Genomic DNA, 4,237 nt, shown 5'->3' with positions numbered 1-4,237 from the left:
AGAGCGGTAGCGGCCCGCGAGAGCGGCGGGAGCTACGTCGAAACGGGCTTGGCCGCGGGCTTTGTGGTGGCCTTCGTGGCGGGCTTGACCGTGGCCTTCGCGGCGGCGGACGCGCTCACCACGGGCTTGCGCGTGGGGGCCCTGCGTGTGGGAACAGCCGCGGCGGCGGCCACCGCGGGTGCAGCGATCGGCGTGAGCCGGGCCAGCTGGGTGACGTGCGCCGGGGTGAGCTCTTCGAGCGAGTTCACACCGAGCAGGCGCATGGTGCGCACAACCTGCTCGGACAGGATCTGAATCGTGCGGTCGACGCCGGCCTCGCCGCCGGCCATCAGGCCGTAGAGGTAGGCGCGGCCGATCATGGTGAACCGGGCGCCGAGGGCGATGGAGGCCACGATGTCAGCTCCCGACATGATGCCGGTGTCGAGGTGTACCTCGGTGTGGGCTCCCACTTCGCGCACCACCTGCGGCAGCAGGTGGAACGGGATGGGCGCGCGGTCGAGCTGGCGGCCGCCGTGATTGGAGAGTGTGATGCCGTCCACGCCGATATCCACGAGGCGCTTGGCGTCGTCGAGGTTCTGCACGCCCTTGACGACGATCTTGCCCGGCCACTGCGCCTTGATCCAGGCCAGGTCCTCGAAGGTCACGCTGGGGTCGAACATCGAGTCGATCAGCTCGGCGACGGTGCCGCTCGAGCGGTCGAGGCTCGCGAAAGACAACGGTTCGGTGGTGAGGAAGTTGATCCACCACTCCGGACGCGGCAGGGCGTTCAGCACGGTGCCGGGCGTGAGTGCCGGCGGGATCGAGAAGCCGTTGCGCTTGTCGCGCAGGCGCGCGCCGGCCACCGGAACGTCCACCGTCACGAGCAGGGTGTCGAAGCCGGCCTTCGCAGCCCGGTCCACGAGCGCCATCGAGCGGTCGCGGTCCTTCCACATGTAGAGCTGGAACCAGTTGCGGCCGTCGGGGTTGGCCGCCTTCACGTCTTCGATCGAGCTCGTGCCCATGGTGGAGAGGGAGAACGGGATGCCGGCCCGCCCCGCCGCGTGTGCGCCGGCAACCTCGCCCTCCGTCTGCATCATGCGGGTGAAGCCGGTGGGGGCGATGCCGAAGGGATGCGCCACCGGGGCTCCGAGCACATCCCAGCCGGTCGACACGGTCGACACGTCCCGCAGGATCGAGGGGTGGAATTCAATGTCTTCGAAGGCCTGGCGGGCCCGGCGGAGTGAAATCTCGGCCTCGGCCGCACCCTCGGTGTAGTCGAATGCGGCCTTCGGCGTGCGCTTCTTCGCGATGGCGCGCAGGTCGGCGATGGTGAGTGCGGCATCGAGGCGACGCTTCTTCGCGTTGAGCTCGGGGGTCTTGAAGTGCATGAGCGGGGCGAGGTCTTTGATCTTGGGGATGCGTCGCTGAACCATGGGCGTCCTTTATCTAGTGGGAGGGCAGGTGGGTTTCGGCGTAGTAGCCGGAGATATGGGAGTGCATGGCGAGCCGGGCGGCATCCGCTTCACCGCCGGCGATCGCGGCCAGGATGGCACGGTGCTCGAGCCGCAGGCGAGCGGATGTGGCCGCCCACGACGGCAGGCTCGCCGCGCCCGCACGGGCGTACCCCTCGATGGCGCTGCGCAGCCCCGCCATGGTGGCGGTGACCACCTGGTTTCCGCCGGCCTCGGCCAGCGACAGGTGGAACGCCGCGTCGAGCGCGAGGAACTCCGCCTGGGTGAGGTCGGAGGAGTCCATGGCGTCAAGCAGCCGGCTGGGGGTGCCGAGATCGGCGGGCCGGGACGCGAGTTCGGTCATGACGGACCCCTCCAGGATCAGTCGGGTCTTCATGACATCGGCCACCGGGAACCCCTGCGCGGCGACCTGCAGGCGCATGAGTGCGGACATGCCGCCGCTGGGAAGTGCCACGATGATGGCGCCGGCGGACGGCCCCGAACCCACGTTCGTGCGGATCAGGCCGAGAACCTCGAGCACCCGCACCGCCTCGCGCACGCTTGACCGCCCCACGCCGAGCGTGGCCGCAAGGGTCCGCTCGGGTGGCAGGTGGTCGCCGGGGCCGAGGTTGCCCGTGAGCAGGTCGAGCTCGATGCTCTGCAGCACCACTTCCCAGGCGCGAGGCACGGCGACGTCGGACGTTGTCACGGCTGCTCCTTCGCGGTCACGAATCATGTGGTCTGACCACAGGTTACAGGACAGCCGGCGCGGTGTCGAGGGGCGCATGGAGTGAGCGGATGCCCGGGGCCTGGCCCCCGGCATCCGCTCGGCTGGTCTGTGTGAACGACTACCGCTGCGTGTAGGCCTTGGGCAGCTTGAGGTCGCGCTCGTCCATCACCTCGCGCAGCCGGCTGGGGTAGTCCGTGATGATGCCGTCTACCCCGAGGTCCATGACGGCACGGATGTCGCTCACGGTGCTGACCGTCCAGGGCACAACAGGGAGGCCGAGTTCGTGCGCCTCGGCCACCATCTGCGGCGTGACCGACGCAAACGTGGGCGAGACCACGTCGTAGCCCTGGGCCGCGGCGGCCTTGGCGAGAGAGCCACCGAAGTCGTCGATGTCGATACCGCCGAGATTGACGCTGGCTCCGGGCTGGCCGACGCCCATCCAGGCGTCGCCGCTCGAGAGTGCCACGAGCGGAAGCTCGGGGGCGAGCGTCTTGGTCAGGTTGAGTGCCGCCCAGTCGAAGCTCTGTAGCGTGCTGCGGTCGGCCATTCCGCCGGCCTCGATCTCGCCGACGACGGCACGCGTGAGGGCCTCCATCTCGTCGGCACCGGCCGGGCCGGCCACCTCAACCTTGGTCTCGATATTCAGGCCCACCTTGGAGGCCTTGTAGTCGTGGAGCAGAGCGAAGACATCGGTGAGTAGCGCGATGCGGTTGCCGGGTGTGTTGACCTGCTCGGTGAAGCCCGGCAGCTGCTGGTACCCGCAGTCCATGGTGCGAACCTGGGCGAGCGTGAGCTCCCGCACTCGATCGTCGGCGTAGGGAAACTGCGGATCGCCCGCAAAGGCGGGAGCGGTGTCGGCGCATTTGCTCGCCGTCATCACATCGTCGTGCCACACGACCACCCGGTCGTCGCGGGTAAGGTGCGTGTCGAGCTCCAAGGTCGAGACGCCGAGTTCGAGGGAGTGGGCGAACGCCGTGATCGACTCTTCGGTCCACTCGCCACGGCCGCCACGGTGCGACTGCAGGTCAAAGGAACCGTTGCGTTCATTGCTCTGCAGGGGGGCAGGAGGGGTCTCGGGGGAGGCCGCGGCCGGTGCGGCCGTGGCGACGGCTCCGACCGACAGGGCGGCGACGACCGCGAGGGAGAGGATGGTGCGCATGAGGATTCCTTCGATTGCCGGTGCGGGCCGTGGAACATGCCCGTGCGGCCACGTTAAGAATCGAACATGACGGACGCACGCCGACGACCTGTCTACTGCGTGAACGCTTGGTGGCCGCGCGCGGCTTCGGCCGGCAGCGGCCACACCGGGTCAGACTCCTTCGATGGCCTCCAGCCGCCCCGACCGCACGGCCTCCGCGAAGGCCTCATAGTCCTTCTCGTTCTGGTCGGCGTACCTGTCCGAGAAGTCGGCAATGCCGAGGTCGAAGGCGTCCGTCTTGCCGAGGTACGCGCCCATCGCCACCGGGTCGCCGGAACGCGCGTGCGCCCGAGCCAGGGTCCACGCGCATTCCTGGCCATAGAACGTCAGCGTGAACGGCGTCATCGTCTCGACGGTCGCCGATCCCTTCATATCGCGCAACTGCCGCCAGTAGAGGAATCGCCCCTCGTCCACCCCCTTGGTCCAGCCGAGGTAGATGTCGCTCGCGGCCTGCATCATCCGCTGCCCCTGCACCACGCGCTCACCGGGCTGGCGGTAGCGGCTCTTCGGCAGGTGGTCTTCCAGAACGGATCTCGATGCCTCCTTCACCTGCAGGAACAGGGGATCCTTCTGGTCGCGCCCTTCCAAAAGCGCGATGAAGGCCCGGGTCCCCACGCTTCCCACGCCCACGACCTTGCGGGCCACGTCGATGATCTGGAATTGCTCGAGGAGATGCCGCCGGTCGTCCTGAAGAGTGTCCCGGTACGCGCGCAGTTGCTCGTGGATCGCGGCCTGTGTCTGTTCCGCATTCATTCCGAATGCGGCCTCAAGCTCACGCACCGGGATCACGATGGGCGGCTGACTGACGATGCGATAGTTCCCGTCCACGTACTCGGCCAATTTGGAGAGGGCCTGCAGGCTGTCTCGTGTGCGTGCTTG

4 protein-coding genes are annotated in these 4,237 nt (G+C 68.3%); all 4 read right to left on the bottom strand.

Annotation, left to right across the window (positions count from 1 at the left end; all coding sequences use genetic code 11):
• Positions 1–32: 32 nt before the first annotated feature.
• A complete protein-coding gene (locus tag JF66_RS16690; RefSeq protein ID WP_081882462.1) occupies positions 33–1,412 on the bottom strand; it encodes an alpha-hydroxy acid oxidase in 1,380 nt (459 codons plus the stop codon).
• A gap of 13 nt (positions 1,413–1,425) precedes the next feature.
• Positions 1,426–2,139 carry a FadR/GntR family transcriptional regulator gene (locus JF66_RS16685; protein ID WP_035879786.1) on the bottom strand — a complete coding sequence of 238 codons (714 nt, stop codon included), beginning with the start codon at positions 2,137–2,139 and terminating at the stop codon, positions 1,426–1,428.
• A 139-nt stretch (positions 2,140–2,278) separates the two neighbouring features.
• Complete coding sequence (locus JF66_RS16680) at positions 2,279–3,319, bottom strand: glycerophosphodiester phosphodiesterase family protein (RefSeq protein WP_035879785.1); 1,041 nt, start codon at positions 3,317–3,319, stop codon at positions 2,279–2,281.
• A 150-nt stretch (positions 3,320–3,469) separates the two neighbouring features.
• On the bottom strand, positions 3,470–4,237 hold a 768-nt coding region (locus JF66_RS16675; RefSeq protein ID WP_035879784.1), incomplete at its 5' end, for a DUF2252 family protein.

It is taken from the genome of Cryobacterium sp. MLB-32, assembly GCF_000738085.1.
In the GTDB taxonomy this organism is placed as follows: domain Bacteria; phylum Actinomycetota; class Actinomycetes; order Actinomycetales; family Microbacteriaceae; genus Cryobacterium.
The sequence above is the reverse complement of the archived record's forward strand: the minus strand, read 5'-3'. Positions and strand labels throughout refer to the sequence as shown.

What these genes read in the sequence shown, in the direction of transcription:
- JF66_RS16690 (WP_081882462.1), bottom strand. Translation starts at nt 1,412, where the DNA reads ATGGTTCAGCGACGCATCCCCAAGATCAAAGACCTCGCCCCGCTCATG.
- JF66_RS16680 (WP_035879785.1), bottom strand. Translation starts at nt 3,319, where the DNA reads ATGCGCACCATCCTCTCCCTCGCGGTCGTCGCCGCCCTGTCGGTCGGA.